The organism is Mesorhizobium sp. M7A.F.Ca.CA.003.01.2.1, from assembly GCF_003998945.1.
In the GTDB taxonomy this organism is placed as follows: Bacteria; Pseudomonadota; Alphaproteobacteria; order Rhizobiales; family Rhizobiaceae; genus Mesorhizobium; species Mesorhizobium ciceri.
This window is the reverse complement of the sequence record NZ_RZRA01000518.1, coordinates 1-3,994: the sequence shown is the minus strand read 5'-3', so window position 1 is coordinate 3,994 and position 3,994 is coordinate 1. Positions and strand designations below refer to the sequence as shown.

At 64.3% G+C, this 3,994-nt stretch carries 5 protein-coding genes; 1 reads left to right on the top strand and 4 read right to left on the bottom strand.

Going from position 1 to position 3,994, the window contains the following annotated elements:
• The 3 genes from EN969_RS20160 to EN969_RS20150 all read right to left on the bottom strand — a co-directional run.
• Positions 1–510 (bottom strand): YceI family protein (locus EN969_RS20160; protein WP_164758367.1); only part of this gene is annotated, 510 nt, incomplete at its 3' end.
• 71 nt (positions 511–581) lie between these two features.
• Complete coding sequence (locus EN969_RS20155) at positions 582–1,154, bottom strand: cytochrome b (protein WP_063169793.1); 573 nt, start codon at positions 1,152–1,154, stop codon at positions 582–584.
• A gap of 291 nt (positions 1,155–1,445) precedes the next feature.
• Entirely contained in the window at positions 1,446–2,336 is an 891-nt protein-coding gene (locus EN969_RS20150) for a LysR family transcriptional regulator (protein WP_013528304.1), read from the bottom strand.
• 96 nt (positions 2,337–2,432) lie between these two features.
• Between EN969_RS20150 and EN969_RS20145 the strand changes: the two genes are divergently transcribed.
• Entirely contained in the window at positions 2,433–3,428 is a 996-nt protein-coding gene (locus EN969_RS20145) for an aldo/keto reductase (RefSeq protein ID WP_063169792.1), read from the top strand.
• Between the two features lie 110 nt (positions 3,429–3,538).
• Here EN969_RS20145 and EN969_RS20140 read toward each other — a convergent pair.
• The coding region (locus EN969_RS20140; RefSeq protein WP_164758366.1) for a nucleotidyltransferase family protein at positions 3,539–3,994 on the bottom strand (456 nt) is incomplete at its 5' end.

The window sequence follows — 3,994 nt, the reverse complement described above, 5'->3', positions numbered from 1 at the left end:
ATCCATGCCGTAGCGCGACCTCAGCACCTTGCCGGTGACATGGAATTTGATCATGCCGGCCTTGAGACCGCCGAGCTCGGCCGTGAATTTTTCCGGGAACGTCTTGCCGCGCGCCGTCAGCCGGCCGCTGACGAGAGCCGTGGTGTCGCTGGTTCGGGTCACGCTGGTAGAGCGGAACTGGATTTCCGGGCTGTTGGCGGCATCAAACACCGCGTCGGAGCGCAGGAAGGCATCGATACGGCCCTGGCCGGTGCCGACGCTTTCGGGAAAAATGGTGAAATTGACAGCTGAGCGCCCGACATCGCTGTTGTCGATGCGGATCGAGCCCTTGAAGCGGGCGAAGGTGCCATTGAGGCCGCCGCCGCCGACCTTGCCGATGGAGAAGCGGATGCTGGAGCTGGCCGGGCTGATCGAATAGCTGCCGGCGGCGTCACCCAGCGCGACGGCCGCAGAAACAGGCATGGCCAGGCAAGAGGCGACCGCCGCAAATCCGAGGATGCGCGTGTACATGGGGATGTTCCTTGTTGGAGGCAGCGCATTTCTTGCGCGCCCTCACTCCATGAACGAATGAACCGCTCGCTCTATTCCGAATCTGACGAAGGCGTGACCATGCGTGTGAGCACGCCATCCCTGAGCTGGAAATGATGCCGCAGCGCCGCCGCGACGTGGAGAGTCACAAGCGTCATGCCGGCATAGGCGAGATACCAATGTGCCGCCGCCCAGAAGCTCTCGGCACCATCCGATTCGGCCAACGGCAGGTTGGGCATGACGAACAGGTTGAACGGCAGGCTGGGGATCTCCAGCATCGAGACCGACACCAGCGCCCAGCCGGACAAGGGCAAGGCAAGCTGAAACGCGTAGAGCGCAAGATGGGCCAACGGTGCTGCCCGACGCTCCAGGGTTCCGACCGAGCGCGGCAGCGCCGGCGTTGCATTGCCAAGGCGCCAGGCGATGCGCAGCAACACAAGCCCGAGCAGCAGGAAGCCGAAAGATTTGTGCAGTTGGATCAGCTCGAAGGCGGTGCGCTGGCTGGTCAACCGCACCATGACGAAGCCGAGCCCGAACTGGCCGATGAAAATGAGCGCAATCAGCCAGTGGAGAAGGATCGCGCCCCAGCCATAGCGGGTGGCGCTGTTGGTGATCGATGTTTGCATGGGGAGTGAACGAATGTTGGTTCGGCTTTCTTCCAGCGCGCTTCACCCTCCCCCTTGTGGGGAGGGTCGCGCAGCAAATGCCGCGAAGCGGATTTTGCGAAGCGGGGTGGGGGTCTCGTAGGGCGCTACCCACCCCGTCCCTCAGCCGACCTACCGGGGCGAGCCGCCGATCTCGCCCGTCCTTCGGACTCCCATCAGGGCCCTCCGGAGGGTGATGAAAGGCGCGAGTTCGCCGAGCCTGGCTCCCTTCCTCTCCCTCCGGAGGGCCACAAGGGGAGGGGCGAGCCCGCTCTATCCACTCACCTTGAAGAAATCGACAAACGCCCGGAGCGCCGGGCGCATCTGCCGGCGGCTCGGATAGTAGACGAAGAAGCCGTCGAAGGAGGGGCACCAGTCCTCCAGCACACGGATCAGCCTGCCGTCGGCGAGCGGCGCGCGGACATAATCCTCAAAGACGAAGGCGAGCCCAGCGCCGTCGACCGCCGCCTGGGCGATCAAATGGTCCTCGTCGAGGATCAGCGGTCCCTCCACCGCCATCTCGATCGCCTCGCGGCCTCTCTCGAACTCCCAGCGGTAGAGGATGCCGCTGGAGAAGCGGAAGCGGATGCAGCGGTGGTCAGCCAGGTCGCGCGGGTGACGCGGCTTGGGGTTGACCTCGAAATAGACCGGGGCGCCGACCACCGCGCCGCGAAGGTCCGGCCCGATGCGCACCGCGATCATGTCGCGCTGCAGGCTCTCGCCTAGCCTGACGCCAGCATCGAAGCCCCCTTCCACCACGTCGGTGAAACGGTCCTCGATGACGATCTCCAGCACGATATCGGGATAGGCCGACGCAAAGGCGCCCAGCCGTGGCGTCAGCGCCAAATGGGCTGCGGTGCGCGGCACGGTCAGGCGCAGATTGCCGGCCGGCCGGTCGCGTGTCTCGATTGCCGTCTCCAGCGCCAGATCGATCTCCGACAGCGCCGGTCGCAGCCGTTCCAGCAACTGCGCACCTTCTTCGGTCGGCGCGACGCTGCGTGTGCTGCGCGCCAGCAGCCGAACGCCAAGCCGCGCCTCTAGGCTGGACACCGCATGGCTGACCGCCGAAGGCGCGATGGCCAATTCCCTGGCCGCGCCGCGAAAGCTGCCGCATTGGGCAACGGTTGCCAGCACGGCCAGTTGGGAAAGATGCGCGCGATTCATTGATCTATCTTTTAGAACAGCCCGTGCAAATGAGAGCCGATTATCGAACACAAGGCAAGGCGCTATTTCTGCCGCATCGCAACAAGGAGACGCGTTATGCAAACCCGCAAGCTAGGAACTGAATTGAACGTCTATCCCGTCGGCCTCGGCTGCATGGGCATGAGCTTCGCCTATGGCGGCCAGGCGGAAGCCGACGCAATCGCCACGCTGCACCGCGCCATCGATATCGGCGTCAATTTCTTCGACACGGCGGAGGTCTATGGCCCGTTCGAGAACGAGATCCTGCTCGGCAAAGCGCTGAAGTCCGCGCGTGACAAGGTGACGATCGCGACAAAATTCGGCTTCAGGATTTTGGAGGAAGGTACAGGCCTCGACCGCATGGCCGGCGTCGACAGCCGCCCCGAGCACGTCAAGGCGGTCGCCGAGGCGTCGCTGAAGCGGCTCGGCACGGATGTGATCGACCTCTACTACCAGCACCGTGTCGACCCCAACGTGCCGATCGAGGACACGGTCGGTGCCATGGCCGAGCTGGTGCGCGAGGGCAAGGTGCGCGCGCTCGGCCTGTCGGAGGCGAGTGCGGCGACCATCCGCCGGGCCCATGCCGTGCATCCAATTGCCGCCGTGCAGAGCGAATATTCGCTGTGGAGCCGCGACCCGGAAGACGAGGTGTTCGCCGTCTGCCGCGAGCTCGGCATCGGTTTTGTTCCCTACAGCCCGCTCGGCCGGGGCTTGCTGACCGGCACGATCGCCAAGCCAGAGGCCTTGAGCGATGACGACTGGCGCCGCGGCCTGCCGCGCTTCCAGGCCGATGCCATGGCCGCCAACGCCGCTGTCATCGCGACGCTGGAAAAGCTGGCAGCTGAAAAGGGGGTAACTTCGGCCCAACTGGCGCTGGCCTGGGTGCTGCACCAGGGCGATTTCATCGTGCCGATCCCCGGCGCAAGAAGGATACGCCATCTGGAGCAGAATGCGGCGGCTGCCGGGATCGCGCTGAGCGCGGTCGAGGTGCAGGCGATTGGTGACGCGCTGTCGCCCGACAAGGTGGTCGGTAGGCGCTATGCGGAGAAGGAGCTGACGCTGGTGAATGGTTGAAAACTGGTGAGTAATCGGAAGGGGCGCCGCGCGCCCCTTTTTCGTACGCAGCGCGGTGCAGAAGATGGGGACGCTGACGTGAAGCGCCCCCCTCTGCCCTGCCGACATTTTTACCAAGGCTCGACACTAATCTCCGGCCAGTTCTCCCTTGCACGCTTACCCTTCGCCTCATGCGTGCGCTGATTGTCCATCACCCGGTTCGGCGTGATGCGAAACGAGAAAATGTCGTCAAGACCAAACGGTGCCACGATCTCGAGCTGCCCGTCAGCGTCGTATCGAACCCCGACGGCGTGCGTCTTCGAGGCAAAATGGCTGACGGATTCGCTGGCGCTCGAATAGCGCGGGCACGGCCGTCCGAACTTCTGCGGATACCACAGATGCACCCGCGCCTGGTTGCGCACCTCGACCGGCAACGCCAGCCCCTCGAAATGCTTCTCCGCCCGGCGGATCACCGCGTCCTCGGCCTCATAGGACAGGTCGCTGTCATCGAAGTAGAAAAGATCAACATCCCTGATGCCGTAGCCCGACGGTTTGCCGGTCAGGTGGTTCCAGATGCTGTTGTAGAG